The following is a 17,428-nucleotide window of genomic DNA, read 5'->3' on the forward strand; positions in this document are numbered from 1 at the left end:
TCGAAAACTGGCGGGCTGTTGCTGTGGGCATCTTTGTGATCAGGCTGTGATCCAACTAAGTCGGGGGTGGTGGCGTCTCTACTGGCGGCGGGCTCAATGGGGGCCCTTGCAGATGAGGGGAAAGTACGATGCGCGTTCGTTCTCAGGTGGTTCGGCGGGTCACGGCTGTTGCTGCTGGGCTGGGGCTGGCCGCCGGTGCGGTGGTCGGGATCGTGGGCGCCACGGCCGCCAACGCCGAGACCAAGCAGACCACGACGACCGCCGCGGCCGCGGTGAAGAAGTCGGTCACCATCGACGCTTCCGACTGGACCGTCCCGGCCGGCGCGAAGGTCCGCTACTTCGGCAAGACCACCGGTATCGCCAAGAACACCGTGGTCCAGGTCCAGCGCCTCGACGGCAAGAAGTGGGTCAACTTCCCGGCCACCACCAAGGTCACCTCCAAGGGCACCTACTCCGTCTACGTCCAGACCTCCCGCCTCGGCAAGCACCAGTTCCGCATCGCCGTCGCCGGCCTCGTCACCAAGCCCCAGCACCTCACCATCACCAAGAAGTGACCCCACCCCCGGCGCCCGAAGTCCCCCCGGACTCCGGGCGCCGGCGCATTTCCAACTAGGAAGACGCCCGGCGGATCGTCTTCAGCCGTTCGGACGCCAGGTTGCGGGCACGCCGCGTCCGGGCCTCCACAGCCAGCTTCTCGAGGGTCGCCTCGCTGGCGCTCGTGGTCGCGACCCGACGGAGAAGCCAGTCCGACCATTCAGATACGTCCGCGGGCGGCGCACCGCTGCGGTGGACGTCGGCAATCGTCAGCTCCTCGGACCTACGGATCGGAAATGCCCGCCACCGGCGTGGTAGTACGTCGATCCAGGCATCGCGGTCGTCGGGTGAGACATGTTCGAACAGCGCGACGACGACTGCGCTCGCCAAGCTCTGCACCGGCTCCCCCGCGATCGCGAATCGCAGCGCAGAGTGAGCCTCCGGATTCGCCAGCACACGTTGGTAGATCGCCCAGCGGACGTGCTCGTCCGTCGTATCCGCTCCGGGCATTGCCGCCGCCTCGACGAGGCTCCCCCACGGGTCCGGTGAATCGTCGTCACACTTGACCAGGAACAGATCGTAGGTGCCTTCGGCCACGAGGTCGCGGACAGCCGCGACGATCGCGTCAACCCCCGGTACCCCAACGATGAGATTGCCGACGCCGGCGAAGTACGTCCCTTCTCCGCTCTCACGCCAACGGTCGAGCAGGCGGCGTACCTCGTCCACAGAGAAGATGGACGCCGACCAGGTACCACGGCCCGGGATCTCCAGGAAAGCATCGGCGTTGCAGACCAGATCCAAGGGCTCACCGGGGTCCAGGAGGAGGCGGAGGACGAAGGCGGGGTCGGTGAACACGTAGTACGGCGGGTCTTCGGTCCAGGCGGTCATCGCGTGCCGTTCAGGTGGGTTTGGTACTCCGAGGCGTTGAGGGGGTTGCCGTCTGTTCGTGGGGCGGTGGGGTAGGGGGGTTGGGTGGGGTGGTGGGAGTGGAAGGTGGTGGTGAGGAGGGATTCGCCGTGGGTTTGGGCGGGGAGGGCGGATTCGAGGGGGGCGGTGCGGGCGGCGGGGAGGGTGCCTTCGAGGTGGGTGGGGGTGATGTGGGTGGGGGTGGCTTGGTGGTCAGCGAGGAGGGCTAGGACTTGGGGGAGGGTGCCGGGTGGGATGTCCAGGGAGAAGTGGTTGATGGGTTCCTGGACGGTGGTGCCGGCCTGGTTGACGGCCTCCAGGAGGACTGGGGGGACGAGGCGGCGGAAGTCGGCGGCGGTGGTGCCGACGCTGCTGTAGGCGGTGTGGGTGAGGGTGATGTGGATGTTGGGGATCTCCCAGCCGTAGAGGCCCTGGTGGAGGGTTTGGCGGATCGTCTCCTCGATGGCGGTGTGGAAGGCGCGCGGTAGGGCGCCGAGCTCGACGGCGAGCTGGTAGCTGAGGCCCTCGTCGTGCGGGGCGACGTGGAAGCCGACGCCGGCGATGCAGAGGTTGCCGGGGGCACCCATCTCGCGACGGGCCGCGCCGGGGCCGTTGAGGTGCTCGATGTAGATCGGGGTGGTGGGGCTGAAGTCTGCTTGCAGGCCGTACTCGGACTCCAGCAGCGCGGCGATGACTTCCTTCTGGACTTCGCCGTACAGACGGACGGTGATGTCGTCGGCGCGGCGAACCTGGATGAGCGGGTCCTGCTCGGCGAGCTGAGTGAGCGCTTGGAAGAGCCGGCCGCGATCGCCGGCCGTGACGACGGTCTCCAGGGTTGGGCGAGCGAAGAGCTCCGGGACGTCGGACGCCGGGACGCCGAGCTGGTCGCCGATCCGGATGTCCTTGAGCCCGCGGAGCGCGATGATCTGACCGGCCTCGGCGCGGGACGTCGTACGCCGGACGCCGCGCTCGTACACCTCGAGCGTGGTCGGGCGGGCCTGATAAGCGCGACCCGCGGTGTGGACGTCGACGTACGTACGCTCACTCAGCGCACCGGCGTAGATCCGCGCCGAGGCAAGCTTCTGCCCCGCGGCAACCCGCTCGACCTTGAAAACCTTGGCAACTAAGGGCTCCCCTGACACAGCGGTTGCTCGCGGCAACCAATCACGGATCCCGTCGATCAGCTCCGGGACGCCTACGCCCGTCATCGCGGACCCGAAGTACACCGGATGCGCAACCCCGGCGCCGACCTGCCGGCGCAACTCGGCCGCGTAATCCTCGTCCGTCAAACCGCCTTCCAGATAACGCTCCAGGAAAGCATCGTTGCGCTCAGCAAGGAACTCCCCCAGCTCGAGCGGCGCAGCCGTGAAGGCGGCCGCCCGCGTACCCAACCCGTCAACAACCCCCATCGATACAGCATTCGGCGTGAGCAACCGATCGATATCCGCGAGCAGCAAGCTGTCGCGAGCCCCCACCCGGTCGATCTTGTTCACGAAGATCAAGGTCGGGATGCCGAGGCGCCGCAGGGTCCGCATCAGCAGCCGGGTCTGCGCCTGCACCCCCTCGACGGCGGACAGGACGAGGACGGCGCCGTCCAGCACGGACAGCGCGCGCTCCACCTCGGCAATGAAATCGGAGTGGCCCGGGGTGTCGATCAGGTTGACCGGAAGGTCGCCCAGCTCGAACGCGACCACCGCCGAGCGGATCGTGATCCCCCGGCGGCGCTCCAGCTCCATGGAGTCGGTCCGGGTGTTCCCGTCATCGACCCGCCCGACCCGGTCGATCACCCCGGCGGCATACAGCAGCCGCTCGGTCAGGCTGGTCTTACCGGCGTCGACATGCGCGACAATACCCATCGTCAAAGAGTTCAACGGTCCTCGCGAGTGCTTCGAAGTGATCAGTCCAGCTGGGTTCGATCACTACGCACCGCATCCCGTTCTCCTTCACTCCCGGTAGATACTCCGGAAGCTAGCACCCCGCGGCCCGCGGGGCGACCGATTTACCGGCTGATGGTGGCGGGGAGGATTCGGGCGCCGGGGACGGGGGCCTCGGCTTGGCGGACCATGCGGCAGAGGCCGGACTCGGCGAGCTCGACGGCCAGATCGACGGCGGAGCGGGAGTCCGCGGCGAGGAAGAGGCAGGTGGGGCCGGAGCCGGAGATCTGGGCGGCGAGGGCGCCCTGGTCGAGGCCGAACTGCAGGGTGTCGCCGAGCTCGGGGCGGAGTGAGAGGGCGGCGGCCTGCAGGTCGTTGCTGAGGGCAACAGCAAGGGCTTCGGGACGGCCGGAGAGCAGGGCGGACATCAGCTCGGGGCGGACCTGGGGCGGTTCGACGCGGCGGAGCGGGCGGAGGCGGTCGAGCTCCTGGTAGACGGCGGGGGTGGAGAGGCCGCCGTCCGCGATCGCGAAGACCCAGTGGAACGTGCCGCGCGACATCACTTCGGTGACCTGCTCGCCACGCCCCTGCCCGAGGGCGGTGTGGCCGACCAGGCAGAAGGGCACGTCGGAGCCCAGCTCGGCCGCGAGCCCTTGGAGCTCGGTCTGCGACAGCTGCAGTCCCCAGAGCCGGTTGCAGGCGACGAGCGTCGCCGCGGCGTCGGTCGAGCCGCCGGCCATGCCACCGGCGACCGGGATGGTCTTCCGGATGGTCAGGTCGACACCCTCGTCGATGTCGTACTCGGCCTGCAGCAGCCGCGCGGCCTTGACGGCGAGGTTCGACTCGTCGGTCGGCACCTCCCCCGCGAAGTCACCGGTCACCTCGACCGAGATCGCCGGATCGTCGTCGCGCAGGACGGCCGTGACGTCGTCGTACAGCGCCACGGCCTGGTAGACCGTGGCCACCGGGTGGAAGCCGTCCGGCAACGGCGGACCGACCGACAGACCCAGGTTGATCTTGGCCGGCGCTCGCACCGTGACCTCAGCAGAAGGTGGCACGGGCACACACTAGGACATCAGGCAGGCTTGAACGACTGTCCTGCACCGGCCAGGGCGGCGAACTCGGCGATTCCGAGCATCTCGCCGCGCAGTCCCGGGTCGATCCCTGTGACGCGGAACACCTCGTCGAGGGCCGCGCGGTCCGGCATCCAGCGGGCGAGCGCCGAGCGAACCGTCTTACGCCGCTGCGAGAACGCCGCCTCGATCACCGCGAAGGTCTCCTCGCGCGAAGCCGCCGTCACCGGGGGCTCGCGGCGCTCGAAGGCGACCAGGCCGGAGTCGACGTTGGGGGCCGGCCAGAACACGTTCCGCCCGATCGGCCCGGCGCGCCGGACCTCGGCGTACCAGGCCGCCTTGGCCGACGGGACGCCGTACGTCCGCGAGCCGGGCCCGGCCGCGAGCCGATCGGCCACCTCCGACTGGACCATCACCAGCCCGTGCCGCAACGACGGCGATACCGCGAGCAGATGCAGCAGGACCGGGACGGCGACGTTGTACGGCAGGTTCGCCACGCAGGCGGACGGCGTCCCGATCTGGTCGGCCGTCACCGTCATGGCATCCGCCTCGATCACCGCGAAGTCGCCGACCTGACCGGGCGCGTACGACGCGATCGTCGAGGGCAGGGCCTGCGCGAGCACGGGATCGATCTCGACCGCGGTGACCCGGTGGCCCTCGGCAAGTAAGGCCAGCGTCAGCGACCCGAGCCCCGGCCCGACCTCGAGCACGGTCTCGCCGTCTGCCGACAGCTCAGCGGCGCGGACGATCCGGCGGACGGTGTTCGGGTCGATGACGAAGTTCTGGCCGCGCTGTTTGGTCGGACGGACGCCGAGCGTCGCGGCCAGTGAACGCACATCGGCCGGACCGAGGAGTCTCGGTCCGGCCGTTGTGGATGAATCAGACGAGGTCACCCCGTCAGTCTCGCACTATCAGGCTTTCTTGCCGCAGTGCGGCCAGTCACCGTAGCCACCGCGCGCCGCGCGAACCTTCTCGGCGATCGCGATCTGCTGGGCCTTGCTGGCCTGGTGCGCGTTCGGGGCGTACGTCCGGCCGCCGTAGGCCGCCCACGTCCCGCTGCTGAACTGCAGACCGCCGTAGAACCCGTTGCCGGTGTTCAAGCTCCAGCGGCCACCGGACTCGCACGCGGCGATCCGGTCCCAGGCGCCGGCGTTACCGCTGGTCGGCGGCTCCGGAGCCTCGGGCTTCTCCTTGGTGCCGACGGTGACCTTCTCGTCGACGGCCTCGGTGAGCACCTTGCTGGTGACGACCTTGGTGGCGCTGAGCTTGCCGTCCAGGTACGTGTACAGGTAGGTGACCGACTTGGAGCCGTCGGTGCCCTTGGCGGTGACCTTCTTCTCGCCCTCGAGCATCTCGGCGGACTCGGTCTCGTCGGTGCCGTGGGCGACCTTCTCGGTCTTGGTGGCCCGCTTGAGGTCGACCTTGACGAAGCTGATCTTGTTCACGCCCGACTTCAGCACGGTGGCCGGCGCCGGGACGATCCTGTCGTTCTCGTCCCAGGCGATCTTGGCCGCGGTCAGCGCCTCGCCGACGGTCGAGGCCATCAGCTTCGCGGTCGACGGCTTACCGGCCCGGACGATCTGGACCGTCCGCGGGGTCTTGACCGTGAGCTCCAGCCCGTCGCGCCCGATCGGGGCCGAACGGCTGGTCGAGAAGTAGGCGCCGGTGTCATATCGCAGGCCCAGGTCGGCCAGCGCCTCGGTGACGGTGTCGGCCGTCGTCCAGAAGGCCTTCTTGACGCCGTCGGCGTTCACGGTCAGCTGGCGGCCGTACTGCACCGCGATCTCCTGGCCGTCCTGCAGCTTCGAATCCAGCGCGGGGGCGACCACGTCGTGCTCGCCGACCTGAACTTGTTCGGCCTTCAGGGCGTCGGAGACGGTGGAGCCGAAGGTGTGCACCTTCTGCACCTGGCCGTCGATGGAGAGGCTGACCGTCTTGCTCTTCGCGGCATACGCCACGGAGCCACCGATGACGGCGAACGCGGCTGTCGCACCGACGGCCACGATGATGGACTTACGCACTAACGCTCCCAGGTTGAGCTACCCGGGCACGGGGTGGGACAGCACTGGCAGCGGCCACAATCTCCGGGCTGGGGGCCCGGCTACCACGGTCGACGCCGAGGGGCGTGCTGTCCGGAATCTTCCCCGATCCCGGCCAACATCACGGGACCATAACGAAGAAGTCGCGTTAACGCCAATCCTCTTCCCGGCGCGTCGGAAAAAGGTGTAACGCCACGACTACTCCGAGTGAATACCCCACTGGCCGCGATGGACCACCTCGGCCGTCGTCCGGCGTCCGCGCTTCAATGACGGAGACCGTTTGTCCGGGGCCCGGTAGCCGATCGAGAGCACCCCGACCAGGTCGAACCCCGCCGGTACGCCGAACTCCGTCAGCACGGCCCCGACCTTGTCGGCCGGAACGCCGAAGAAGCAGGCGCCCAAGCCTTCGTCGACCACCGTCTGCAGCATCAGCAGCGACGCCATCCCGGTGTCGACGAACCAGTACGGCGCCGTCCAGCGGGACTCGTCGCGGTCGGTCCAGCCTTTGTCCGGCGCGGTGTACCGATCGAGGTAGGCGTCCTTGTGCGCGAAGGCCAGGATCAGCAGCGGCGCCCGGCGCAGCCCTGTGACCCATTCCACATACTTGGGATCGGGGTCCGCGGCCGCGATCGCCCAGTAGCGCTCGCGATCCGCGCCCTCCAGGGTGAGGAAGGCCCAGCCCTGGGTGAACCCGCCGGACGGCGCGCGGAGACCGTTCTCCAGGATCCGCTCGCGGATCTCGGCCGGGACCGGGCGGTCCGGGTCGTAGTTGCGCACCATCCGGCGCCGGCGGACGACCTCGCTGAACTCCATTACCAGGCCCCGCCGAAGGCGCGGTTCGCGTTGTCGTTCAGCGCGGCGCACAGCTCGGGCACCGAGATGTTGAGGACGCCGGCCATCTTCCGCACGGTGTGCGGGATCAGGTACGACGCGTTCGGCTGACCGCGATGCGGGGACGGCGTCAGGTACGGCGCGTCCGTCTCGACCAGTACCCGGTCCAGCGGCGTGACCGCCAGCGCGTCGCGCAGCGAGGTCGCGTTCTTGAATGTGACCACCCCGGCGAAGCTCAGGAACGCGCCGCGGTTCACGCACTCGCGCGCGAACTCGGTGTCCCCCGAGAAACAGTGCATGACGAGCCGATCCGGCACGCCCTCGCGGTCCAGGATCCGCAGGACGTCGTCGTGCGCGTCGCGGTCGTGGATCATCAGCGTCTTGCCGAGCCGTTTGGCCAGCTCGATGTGCGCCGCGAACGACTCGTGCTGCGCGGCGCGCCCGTCCTCGCCGGTGCGGAAGTAGTCGAGCCCGGTCTCGCCGATCACGCGGACCTTGTCGGAGACCTGAGCCAGCCGCTCGATCTCGGCAAGCGCACTGTCCAGCTCACCGGCGGCCTTCAGCTTCGGCGCCTCGTTCGGGTGCAGGGATACGCCGGCGATCAGGTTCGGGTACTGCGTCGCCGCCTCGACCGCCCAGACCGATCCGGGCAGGTCGCAACCGACCTGGACGATCCGCGTCACGCCGACCGAGGCCGCCAGCTTGATCGCCTCGGCCGGGCTCAGCCAGGCGCCGTCCTCGCCGTCGGCGATATCGAGGTGGCAGTGCGCGTCGACCACGCTCATCGGCAGCGGATCCGGCAACGCCGGCCGGCTCCGGTCCCGCGATCGCCCGTCCTCACTGACCGCCGCCCGCTCGCGCGTCGGCCCGCCGATGTCTGCACCCATGCGCCCAAGGTTACGGGGCGGACCGCCACCACTCACCAACTATGCGGACTACCGGCACCGCCACGCTCAGCCGCGCTGGTCGGACCCTCGCTGAGGCAGGTTGGTGGGTGGTACAGGTCCGCTCGCCAACCGAGCCAGCTCTTCCTCGACCACCTCCGCCCCGAGTTTCGCGAAGACCGGCCGAGGCGCGGCGACCGGCGTACCCGGGACGATCGGCGCGGATGCCCAGCGCGGCTGGGATTCGTAGTCGCCGGCGATGATCGGGTAGCCCGGGCCGCCGTCCAGGTCGGCGACCTCGCGGATCTCCGGCGTCGGCAGGAAGGCGCCCCGCCCACCCAGAGCCTCGTGGACGCGCTGCGCCGCATGCGGGAGCACTGGCGCCAGCAGGAGGTTGGTGTCGGCGACGACCTGGGCGGCGACATGCAGGATGGTTGCCTTGCGCTCGCGGTCGAACAGCTTCCACGGGGCCTGCTGGGAGAGGTACTGGTTCGCCTCGGCGGCGTTGCGCATCGCGGCGTTGACGCCTTGCCGGAGGCGCTGCCGACCGAGCAGATCACCGACCACCGTGAAGGCCTGCTTGCTCTTGGCAAGCAACTCGTGGTCCGCGGCGGTCAGTTCACCGGCGGGCGGGATCTCGCCGTAGTTCTTCGCGATCATGGACGCCGTCCGGTTCACGAGATTGCCCCAGGTGCCGACCAGCTCGTCGTTGGTCCGGCGGACGAACTCCGACCAGGTGAAGTCGGTGTCCTGCGTCTCCGGCCCGGCGACCGCGATGAAATAGCGCAACGGATCCGGCCCGTAGCGCTCCAGGACATCGCGGACGTAGATCACCACCGACCGGGACGACGAGAACTTCCGCCCCTCCTGCGTCAGGTACTCGCTGCTCACCACCTCGGTCGGCAGATTCAGGACGCCGTACTCCCCCGGCGCGGCGTTGTACGCGAGCAGCTCGGCCGGCCAGATCTGGGTGTGGAAGGTGATGTTGTCCTTCCCCATGAAGTAGTACGACTCGGCCGCCGGATCGCACCACCACTTCCGCCACGCGTCGGGATCGCTGCCGCGCCGGGCCCACTCGACGCTGGCCGAGAGGTACCCGATCACCGCGTCGAACCACACGTACAGCCGCTTCGATCCCCAGCCCGGCAGCGGGACCGGGATCCCCCAGTCGATGTCGCGAGTCATCGCCCGCGGGCGGACGTCGTCCAGCAGGTTGGTCGCGAACTTCAGCACGTTCGGCCGCCAGCCGGACCGCGTCTGCAGCCAGCCGCCCAGCTGATCGGCCAGCGCGGGCAGGTCGAGAAAGAGATGCTCGGTCTCGACGAAGGCCGGCGTCTCGCCGTTGATCCGGCTGCGCGGGTTGCGCAGGTCGACCGCGTCGAGCTGGTTCCCGCAGTTGTCGCATTGGTCGCCCCGGGCGGCGGCGTACCCGCAGATCGGGCAGGTGCCCTCGATGTAGCGGTCGGGCAGCGTCCGGCCGGTGGACGGCGAGATCGCGCCCTGCGTGGTCTTCGGCACCAGAAAGCCGTTCCGGTGCACGACTTTGAACAGCTCCTGCGCGACGGCGTAGTGGTTGCGCGTCGTCGTCCGGGTGAACAGGTCGTACGACAGGCCGAGCCCTTGCAGGTCCTCGACGATGACCCGGTTGTACCGGTCCGCGAGCTGCTGCGGGCTGACGCCGTCCCGCTCGGCCTGGACGAGGATCGGCGTCCCGTGCTCATCGGACCCGGACACCATCAGCACGTCGTGACCGGCCATCCGCGAGTACCGGCTGAAGACATCGGACGGTACGCCGAACCCCGACACATGCCCGATGTGCCGGGGTCCGTTCGCGTACGGCCAGGCGACCGCGGAAAGGATGTTGGTCATGCGGCCGACTGTAGGGAACCGGCCGCGGCCGAACCAACCTTTTACGGCTGGACGACGAGCTTCCCCTGGGCGTGGCCGCCCTCGCTGATCTCCTGCGCCTTGGCGGCGTCGGTCAGCGCGAAGGTCTCGGCGACGCGGACGACGAGCTTGCCGTCGGCCGCCGCCTGGAGCTGCGAGTCCAGACCGGCCCGGACCTCCTCGGGGCTCCCGGAGCCGCTGGCCGAGGCGTGGACGCCGAGCTCGCCGGCGCTGAAGTCGGCGATCGTGATGACCCGCTCGGGACCGCCGATCAGCTCGATCGACTCCGGCAGACCACCCTGGCCGGCGGTGTCGAAGGCCGCGTCGACACCCTGCGGCGCGACGGCGCGGACGCGGTCGACCAGGCCGTCGCCGTACTCGACCGGAATCGCGCCGAGCTCGCGCAGGAAGTCGTGGTTACGCGGCGACGCGGTCCCGATCACGGTCAGGCCGGCGGCCTTCGCGAGCTGGACGGCGATCGAGCCGACCGCCCCCGCGGCGCCGTGGATGAGGAGGGTCTCGCCGGACTTCACCTCGAGCAGGTCCAGGACGCGCTGCGCGGTCTCGCCCGCCACCGGGAGGCCGACCGCCTGCTCCCAGCTGACGCCCGCGGGCTTGCGGGTCACGTTGCCGGCGATCGCGTACTCGGCGTACGAACCGCCCGCGGCCCAGCCGACCACCTCGTCACCGACCGCGAACTCGGCGCCGTCACCGGCCTGGTCGACGACCCCGGCGACCTCGTACCCGGGAGTCGCGGGGAACGTGACGTCGAACATGCCCTGCATGTAGCCCCGGCGGACCTTGTAGTCCATCGGGTTCACCCCGGCCGCATAGACCTTGATCCGGACCTGCCCGGCGCCCGCCTGCGGCTCCGGCACCTCCTGGACCTTGAGCACCTCAGGACCGCCGAACTCCTCGAACACCACCGCTTGCATGTCACGCCTCCATCGGAATTTGCTTGATGCTTCAATCAATCATCCAGCCATCCCGGATATTCCCGACTGGCCGAACGGATGGTTGCGCACTGGTCGTTCGGCCAGCCCAGGTGGACGCGTCAACCGACGTACGCTGGCTGTCATGGACGTACTGGCCGCGGCGGCGCAGATCCTGGACGGATCGCCGGAGGAGCTGCTCCCCCGGCTCTCGACCGCACTCGCGGAGCTCGTCCCGCATCGCGCGGTCGCGCAGCTGGCCAGCCAGTGCGCGGCGACGCCCGTCTTCACGCACGGCGAGCCGACCCTCGCCCGCGCGATCACCGGCGCGGAGCTGGCCGGCCTACTCGGCACCGTCACCGCGGGCCGGCCGTGGCACGGCGTCGTCGCCGTCGGCGGGGTGGACTACCCGGCCCTCGCGATCGCCAGCGACCGGGCGCCGCGCGGGTCGGTGCTGCTGTTCATCAAGGTGGACGGCGTCGAGTACGGCGCGAGCGACGCCGTCGTCCAGGCGCTGTGGGATCTGGCGACCATCCACATGTACCGGCTGACTCAGGAGAGCGATCCGAGCGCGGCCGCGCAGTCCAGAGCCGTTGCGGACGCGCGGTTCGACGTCGCCGCCGAGCTGGGCGAGGCGCACGCGGCCACGCTCGCGACGCTGCTCGGCGTCCTGCGGAACCAGCGGATCGACGACGCCGCCGCCCGGACGACGGCGGTCGAAGTCGCGCTGAACAGCCTGGCCGAGCTGCGGATCGACACCCGACGCGAGCCCTCGTACCACGGCGAGGAGTCGGCCGGAAAGGCCTTCGACCGGCTGGCCGAGTCCCTCCGCACCCTGCTCCGGCACACGACCGTCGAGCTCGAGCTAGATGCTCCCGGCAACGATCGGATGCTGCCCGGCAGCCTCGCCCACACCGCCCGCGTCGCCGTCCGCTCCGTCGTCCTGGCGATGCTGACCCAGGACGACGTACGCCGCATCCGCGTCCGCTGGCAGTGGGACGGGACGGACCTGCACGCGACCATCCGCGACGACGGCCCCGGCCTGCTGGACGGCGTCCTCGTCCTCGGTCAGCTCTCCGAACGCCTCCGCCTCCGGGCCGGCCAACTCGACGTCGAAGCCGTCCCCGGCTGGGGCCTCACCGCCCGCATCACTCTCAGCCTCGGCTCGACCCCGCTCCCGACCGAGGACCCGCTGGCTCCCCTCGGCACCCGCGAACTCGAAGTCCTCGAACGCATCGCCCAAGGCTCTCGCAACCGCTCCATCGCCGACGACCTCCACATCAGCGAATCCACCGTCAAGTTCCACGTCGCCAACATCCTGACCAAACTCGCCGTCACCACCCGAACCCAAGCCGCCGCGCTCTACCACGCCACCTCCGCCTGACCCAGGCTGCCGGCGTACGGAGGAACGGGTAGTAGTCGGGCGGGGCATAGGCCTCTGAGCGTGCGAATGCCCGCCCAGCCGAGCTGGGCGGGCACCTTTACCCGTTGGTCGGTCCGGGGCTCAGGACTCTTCGAGACGGGGGAAGAGGGGGTCGCCCTTCACGAGGAGGGAGCCGGCGGGGAGCTGGGCCCAGGCTCCGGCGTCCTGGAGGCGCTGGTCGGCCAGGGCGCCGAGCTTTGCCTCGGCGCCGAGGAGCTCCCAGAGCTTGGCGGCGGTCTTGGGCATGGTCGGGTTGTGCAGGACGGCGACCGCGCGCAGGGTCTCGGCGGCGGAGTAGAGGATGGTGGCGAGGCGGGCGCGCTGCGACTCGTCCTTCGCGACCTTCCAGGGCTCCTGCTCGGTGACATAGCCGTTGACCGCGCCGACCAGGTCGTTGATCGCGGCCAGCGCGTCGTGGAAGGCGAGCTTCTCGATCGCGGCGTCGGCCGTCGTGACCGTCTGGGCCAGCTTGTCGGCCAGCGCCTGCTCGGCCGGGCCGTGGTCGGTGGCCTCGGGCAGCGCGCCGTCGAAGTACTTGCCGACCATGGCGGCGATCCGGCTGGCCAGGTTGCCGAGACCGTTGGCGAGCTCGGAGGTGTAGACCGCGTTCAGGTGCTCCCACGAGAACGAGCCGTCGGAACCGAACTGGATCGTCCGCAGGAAGTAGTAGCGGAAGGCATCCGAACCGAAGTGGTCGGTGATCTCCTTCGGGGCGATCGCGGTGAGCTTGGACTTGCTCATCTTCTCGCCGCCGACCAGCAGCCACCCGTGCGCGAAGACCTGCTTCGGCGTCGCGACCTCGGCCGCCATCAGCATCGCCGGCCAGATCACCGCGTGGAACCGCAGGATGTCCTTACCGACCAGGTGCACGTCGACCGGCCACAGCTCCTCGAACCGCTTCGGGTCGGTGCCGTAGCCCGCGGCCGTCACGTAGTTCAGCAGCGCGTCGATCCAGACGTAGAGGACGTGGTCCTCGTCCCACGGGACCGGGATCCCCCAGTCGAAGGTCGACCGGGTGATCGACAGGTCCTGCAGGCCCTGCTTGACGAACGCGATCACCTCGTTGCGCGCGCTCGCGGGCGCCACGAAGTCCGGCTGCGATTCGTAGAGCTCGAGCAGCTTGTCGCCGTACGCCGAGAGCCGGAAGAAGTAGTTGGTCTCGGAGACCGTCTCCAGCTCGGTGCCGTGGATCATGCACCGCTGGGTGCCGTCCTCGTCGGTACGGATGTCGGTCGGCAGCTTGAACTCCTCGCAGCCGACGCAGTACAGCCCCTCGTACTCGCCCTTGTAGACGTCGCCCTTGTCGTACAGCTTCTGCCAGAACTCGCGCACCCGCTCGGTGTGCCGCTGCTCGGTCGTCCGGATGAAGTCGTCGTACGCGATGTCGACGTCCACCCAGGCCGGCTTCCAGGCCTCCTCGACCAGCTTGTCCGTCCACGCCTGCGGCGTCATGCCCTGCGCCTCGGCGCTGCGCATCACCTTCTCGCCGTGCTCGTCAGTACCCGTCAGGTACCACTTGTGCTCACCCCGCTGCGCGTGCCAGCGGGTCAGGACGTCCCCGGCCACCGTCGTATAGGCGCTGCCGATGTGCGGCGGAGCCGTGACGTAGTAGATCGGGGTGGTGACGTAATAGGCCTTCTCGGACATGCCTCAAGCCTAGTCCCGCGAGCCAGTGCTATTTACCAGGGTCCCGGGCGGCGAGGACGGCGTCGTACACGGTGCGTTTGGGGACGTTGAAGCGCTTCGCGACGTCGGCGATGGCCTGTTTGCGCGGGGTGCCGGCTTCCTCGTCGGTGGCGACCTCGCGGGCCAGGTCCTCCGGTGTGAGCACCTTGTCGGGGTCGGCGCCGGCCACGACGACGGTGATCTCGCCGCGGACGCCGTCCTTGGACCAGCTGATCAGCTCGTCGAGCGGGCCGCGTTTGACCTCTTCATAGGTCTTGGTGAGCTCGCGGCAGACCGCCGTCCGCCGATCCGCGCCGAAGGCCTCGGCCATCGACTCCAGGGACGCCGTCAGCCGGTGCGGAGCCTCGAAGAACACCATCGTCCGCGGCTCGTCGGCCAGGTCGGTCAGTCGTTTGAGGCGCTCGCCGGGCTTGCGCGGCAGGAAGCCCTCGAAGGTGAAGCGGTCGACCGGGAGGCCGCTGAGCGCGAGCGCGGTCAGCACGGCCGAGGGGCCCGGGACGGAGGTGACGTCGATCCCGGCCTCGATGGCGGCGGCGACCAGCCGGTAACCGGGGTCCGACACGCTGGGCATCCCGGCGTCGGTCGCCACGACGACCGTCTGCCCTTCGACGAGCGCCTGCAGCAGCTCCGGCGTCCGCTCGCGCTCGTTGCCCTCGAAGTAGCTGACCACTCGGCCACTGACAGTGATGCCCAGGTCGCCGGTCAGCCGGCGCAGCCGCCGGGTGTCCTCCGCGGCCACCACATCCGCCTCCGCCAGCACCCGCGCCAACCGCGGCGAAGCATCCGACACGTCCCCAATAGGAGTCCCCGCCAACACCAATCGCCCGGTCACCCGGCCATCATTCCAGGCCGCTCCTGCGATGGGAGGAGGCGGTGAGACTCCGGGCTCCGTACGATGGCGGTCGTGACGGCTGTGATCGAGGACGGAACCGCGCGCCGGGACGAGGCTGCCGAGGGCCGGGAGGCGCTGGGCAGGGACGTGCTGGGACGGCGGTTGCCGCCGCTGGCCGACCGGCTGTACCCGCCGATGCCGAAGGACTTCGAGGGCGGGTGGATCGCGACGCTGGCGATCACCGCGCTGGCCGCGTTCATCCGGTTCTGGGACCTGGCGAACCCGGTGAAGTTCGTCTTCGACGAGACGTACTACGCCAAGGACGCCTACAGCCTGCTCAAGTTCGGGTACGCGCGGCAGTTCATCGACCAGCCCGAGGGGGCCGCCGACAAGGCGATCCTGGCCGGCAACCTGGACGTGTTCAAACCGAGCCCGAGCCTGACCGTGCACCCCGAGGTCGGCAAGTGGATGATCGCGGCCGGTGAGCAGCTGTTCGGGATGACGCCGTTCGGCTGGCGGTTCATGCCGGCCCTGTTCGGCGCGCTGACCGTCCTGCTGGTGATCCGCACCGTCCGCCGGATGACCCGCTCGACCCTGATCGGCGCGATCGCCGGCCTGCTGCTGGCCGTCGACGGGCTGCACTTCGTGATGTCGCGGGTCGCGCTGCTCGACATCTTCCTCGCGTTCTGGCTGGTCGCCGCGATCTCCTGCCTGGTCGCCGACCGGGACTGGACCAGACGCCGGCACGCCGACTCGGTCCGCACGCTCGGCGAGCCGGACGACTTCGCCCCGCGCAAGTTCGGCCGCTGGCTGCTGCTGCGGCCGTGGCGGATCCTGGCCGGCGTCTGCTTCGGCCTCGCGCTCGGCACCAAGTGGTCCGCGGTCTGGGTGATCGCCGGTTTCGGCCTCCTCGTCTTCGCTTGGGACCTCGGCGCCCGGCGCGCGCTCGGCGTCCGGTTCGCGTTCGTGAAATCGGCGCTGATCGACGGCATCCCGGCGTTCCTGAGCATCGTGCTGGTCGCGCTCGTCACCTACACCGCGACCTGGACCGGCTGGCTGCTGCACGACAACGCCTACAGCCACGACTACGCCTCGAAGAACCCGGCGACCGGCGTGATGAAGATCGTCCCGGACGACTTCCGCTCACTGCTGCACTACCACCAAGAGGTCTACGAGTTCCACACCGGCGACTACATCAAGAACGCCACCCACCCCTACTCCTCGAACCCGGCCGGCTGGCCGATCATCGCCCGTCCGATCGGGTTCGACGCGGTCAACGACATCAAGCCCGGCTCCCCCGGCTGCGATGCCCCCGCCGGGACGAACTGCCTGTCGGTGATCTCCGCCGTCGGGACGCCGTTGCTGTGGTGGGGCGGCGCGCTCGCGCTGCTGGCGGCGGTCGTGTTGTGGATCGGCCAGCGGGACTGGCGGTTCGGCGTACCGATCATCGGATTCGCGACCTGCTGGGTGCCGTGGTTCGCCTACGACGACCGGCCGATCTTCTTCTTCTACGCCGTCACGATGATCCCGTTCACGGTGATGGCGGTGGCGCTCGTCCTGGGCAAGATCCTCGGCCCGGCCCGAACAGCCAGCGGGGCCGCCGCCCCACGCCGCCTGATCGGCAGCGCGATCGTGGGCGCCTTCGTCGTCCTCGTGGTGCTGAACTTCGCCTACATCTGGCCGATCCTCACCGACCAGGTCCTCCCGCACCCGGACTGGCTCAGCCGGATGTGGTTCAAGACCTGGATCTGAGCAGCTCCACAATCGGCGCCGCCCGGGCCGCCTGAGCGTGCGGCGGCCTGGTGCGGGCGATTGTGATGGCGTGGCGGAACGTGGCTCAGCAGCCGTGGCCGAGTTGGCCGTGGCCCTTCTTCTTGCCGTGCCGCTTGTTCGACGTGCGGCCGCCGACGCCGCCGAACAGGGCGAGGCCCTTGATGACGACGGTGGGGGCGTCTGGGTGCGGCTCGGTGTCGCCCTCGAAACCGAAGCCGCCGAAGATGCCGATGCCCTCGTTGCGGACGGTGACGCCTTCGGGGACGGTGATGTCGATCCCGCCGAAGACGGCGAAGGTCCAGACCGTCACCTCGCGGCCCTCGAAGACGGCGTGCGTCATGTCGAGGTCGTGACCGCCGAAGACGGCGAAGACGTTCGTCCGGCGCTTGACCCGCCAGCGGCCCTTGCGCTCACCGCCGCCGAAGATCGCGACCATCGTGGTGAAGCTGTCGTCGGGGTTGGCCGGCTCCTCGATCGGGACCGGGCTGCTCGACACCGGCCGCGCCGGGGCGGCCGACGCGAGCGGGGTCAGATGCGCACCGGGGACGATCAGGTCGCTGGTGATCGGCTCGAGCTCGCCCAGCGTGCGGGCCTGCAGGGTCTGCTCGAGCCGGTCGGCGTGCTCCTCCTGGGTCAACCGGCCGGCCATCAGCGCATCCCGCAGGACGTCGACGACCTGGTCGCGGTCGATGTCGGACGCGCGCAGGTGCGCGTGCGGGTTCGGGCGGTCGGGCAGGTTGTCCATACCTGGACG

The 17,428-nt window shown here is 69.6% G+C and carries 15 protein-coding genes; 3 read left to right on the plus strand and 12 right to left on the minus strand.

The window, feature by feature from the left end; genetic code table 11:
- Positions 1 to 128: 128 nt before the first annotated feature.
- Entirely contained in the window at positions 129 to 554 is a 426-nt protein-coding gene (locus ACZ6ZD_RS02130) for a hypothetical protein (protein WP_465667443.1), read from the plus strand.
- Between the two features lie 55 nt (positions 555 to 609).
- On the opposite strand, the gene ACZ6ZD_RS02135 is transcribed toward ACZ6ZD_RS02130, so the two are convergent.
- From ACZ6ZD_RS02135 to ACZ6ZD_RS02175, 9 genes are all read right to left on the minus strand, one after another.
- A complete protein-coding gene (locus ACZ6ZD_RS02135) occupies positions 610 to 1,422 on the minus strand; it encodes a hypothetical protein (RefSeq protein ID WP_465667445.1) in 813 nt (270 codons plus the stop codon).
- Positions 1,419 to 3,296, minus strand: a complete 1,878-nt coding sequence (locus ACZ6ZD_RS02140; RefSeq protein WP_465667447.1) for a GTP-binding protein — start codon at positions 3,294 to 3,296, stop codon at positions 1,419 to 1,421. Before ACZ6ZD_RS02140 ends, ACZ6ZD_RS02135 begins: the two co-directional genes overlap by 4 nt.
- A gap of 143 nt (positions 3,297 to 3,439) precedes the next feature.
- A complete protein-coding gene (locus tag ACZ6ZD_RS02145) occupies positions 3,440 to 4,378 on the minus strand; it encodes a 4-(cytidine 5'-diphospho)-2-C-methyl-D-erythritol kinase (protein ID WP_465667449.1) in 939 nt (312 codons plus the stop codon).
- Positions 4,379 to 4,389: 11 nt separating this feature from the next.
- A complete protein-coding gene (gene rsmA / locus ACZ6ZD_RS02150; protein ID WP_465667451.1) occupies positions 4,390 to 5,280 on the minus strand; it encodes a 16S rRNA (adenine(1518)-N(6)/adenine(1519)-N(6))-dimethyltransferase RsmA in 891 nt (296 codons plus the stop codon).
- An 18-nt stretch (positions 5,281 to 5,298) separates the two neighbouring features.
- On the minus strand, positions 5,299 to 6,408 hold the full coding sequence (locus ACZ6ZD_RS02155; RefSeq protein WP_465667453.1) for a ubiquitin-like domain-containing protein: 1,110 nt from the start codon (positions 6,406 to 6,408) through the stop codon (positions 5,299 to 5,301).
- Between the two features lie 216 nt (positions 6,409 to 6,624).
- A complete protein-coding gene (locus ACZ6ZD_RS02160) occupies positions 6,625 to 7,239 on the minus strand; it encodes a nitroreductase family protein (protein ID WP_465667455.1) in 615 nt (204 codons plus the stop codon).
- The gene (locus tag ACZ6ZD_RS02165; protein ID WP_465667457.1) at positions 7,239 to 8,144 is read right to left on the minus strand and encodes a TatD family hydrolase; all 906 of its coding nucleotides are present in this window, start codon (positions 8,142 to 8,144) and stop codon (positions 7,239 to 7,241) included. Before ACZ6ZD_RS02165 ends, ACZ6ZD_RS02160 begins: the two co-directional genes overlap by 1 nt.
- Positions 8,145 to 8,210: 66 nt before the next feature.
- A complete protein-coding gene (metG, locus tag ACZ6ZD_RS02170) occupies positions 8,211 to 10,010 on the minus strand; it encodes a methionine--tRNA ligase (protein WP_465667459.1) in 1,800 nt (599 codons plus the stop codon).
- Positions 10,011 to 10,051: 41 nt separating this feature from the next.
- On the minus strand, positions 10,052 to 10,963 hold the full coding sequence (locus tag ACZ6ZD_RS02175) for an NADP-dependent oxidoreductase (protein ID WP_465667461.1): 912 nt from the start codon (positions 10,961 to 10,963) through the stop codon (positions 10,052 to 10,054).
- 142 nt (positions 10,964 to 11,105) lie between these two features.
- Between ACZ6ZD_RS02175 and ACZ6ZD_RS02180 the strand changes: the two genes are divergently transcribed.
- Positions 11,106 to 12,344: a helix-turn-helix transcriptional regulator gene (locus tag ACZ6ZD_RS02180; RefSeq protein WP_465667463.1), complete on the plus strand. Its 1,239-nt coding sequence runs from the start codon at positions 11,106 to 11,108 to the stop codon at positions 12,342 to 12,344.
- Positions 12,345 to 12,464: 120 nt separating this feature from the next.
- Here ACZ6ZD_RS02180 and metG (ACZ6ZD_RS02185) read toward each other — a convergent pair whose 3' ends face one another.
- Together metG (ACZ6ZD_RS02185) and rsmI are read right to left on the minus strand one after the other, a co-directional pair.
- On the minus strand, positions 12,465 to 14,030 hold the full coding sequence (metG, locus tag ACZ6ZD_RS02185; protein WP_465667465.1) for a methionine--tRNA ligase: 1,566 nt from the start codon (positions 14,028 to 14,030) through the stop codon (positions 12,465 to 12,467).
- 28 nt (positions 14,031 to 14,058) lie between these two features.
- Positions 14,059 to 14,901, minus strand: coding sequence for a 16S rRNA (cytidine(1402)-2'-O)-methyltransferase (gene rsmI / locus ACZ6ZD_RS02190; RefSeq protein WP_465667467.1), 843 nt, complete (start codon positions 14,899 to 14,901; stop codon positions 14,059 to 14,061).
- A 195-nt stretch (positions 14,902 to 15,096) separates the two neighbouring features.
- Between rsmI and ACZ6ZD_RS02195 the strand changes: the two genes are divergently transcribed.
- Positions 15,097 to 16,653 (plus strand): dolichyl-phosphate-mannose--protein mannosyltransferase, encoded by a 1,557-nt coding sequence (locus ACZ6ZD_RS02195; protein WP_465672596.1) that lies wholly within the window; start codon positions 15,097 to 15,099, stop codon positions 16,651 to 16,653.
- Positions 16,654 to 16,738: 85 nt separating this feature from the next.
- Here ACZ6ZD_RS02195 and ACZ6ZD_RS02200 read toward each other — a convergent pair whose 3' ends face one another.
- Entirely contained in the window at positions 16,739 to 17,419 is a 681-nt protein-coding gene (locus tag ACZ6ZD_RS02200) for a DUF1707 SHOCT-like domain-containing protein (protein WP_465667469.1), read from the minus strand.
- Between the last annotated feature and the right edge of the window lie 9 nt (positions 17,420 to 17,428).

It is taken from the genome of Kribbella sp. NPDC104218 (assembly GCF_055584105.1).

What these genes read in the sequence shown, in the direction of transcription:
- ACZ6ZD_RS02130 (WP_465667443.1), top strand. Translation starts at nt 129, where the DNA reads ATGCGCGTTCGTTCTCAGGTGGTTCGGCGGGTCACGGCTGTTGCTGCT.
- ACZ6ZD_RS02135 (WP_465667445.1), bottom strand. Translation starts at nt 1,422, where the DNA reads ATGACCGCCTGGACCGAAGACCCGCCGTACTACGTGTTCACCGACCCC.
- ACZ6ZD_RS02140 (WP_465667447.1), bottom strand. Translation starts at nt 3,296, where the DNA reads ATGGGTATTGTCGCGCATGTCGACGCCGGTAAGACCAGCCTGACCGAG.
- ACZ6ZD_RS02160 (WP_465667455.1), bottom strand. Translation starts at nt 7,239, where the DNA reads ATGGAGTTCAGCGAGGTCGTCCGCCGGCGCCGGATGGTGCGCAACTAC.
- ACZ6ZD_RS02165 (WP_465667457.1), bottom strand. Translation starts at nt 8,144, where the DNA reads ATGGGTGCAGACATCGGCGGGCCGACGCGCGAGCGGGCGGCGGTCAGT.
- metG (WP_465667459.1), bottom strand. Translation starts at nt 10,010, where the DNA reads ATGACCAACATCCTTTCCGCGGTCGCCTGGCCGTACGCGAACGGACCC.
- ACZ6ZD_RS02175 (WP_465667461.1), bottom strand. Translation starts at nt 10,963, where the DNA reads ATGCAAGCGGTGGTGTTCGAGGAGTTCGGCGGTCCTGAGGTGCTCAAG.
- ACZ6ZD_RS02180 (WP_465667463.1), top strand. Translation starts at nt 11,106, where the DNA reads ATGGACGTACTGGCCGCGGCGGCGCAGATCCTGGACGGATCGCCGGAG.
- metG (WP_465667465.1), bottom strand. Translation starts at nt 14,030, where the DNA reads ATGTCCGAGAAGGCCTATTACGTCACCACCCCGATCTACTACGTCACG.
- ACZ6ZD_RS02195 (WP_465672596.1), top strand. Translation starts at nt 15,097, where the DNA reads ATGCCGAAGGACTTCGAGGGCGGGTGGATCGCGACGCTGGCGATCACC.
- ACZ6ZD_RS02200 (WP_465667469.1), bottom strand. Translation starts at nt 17,419, where the DNA reads ATGGACAACCTGCCCGACCGCCCGAACCCGCACGCGCACCTGCGCGCG.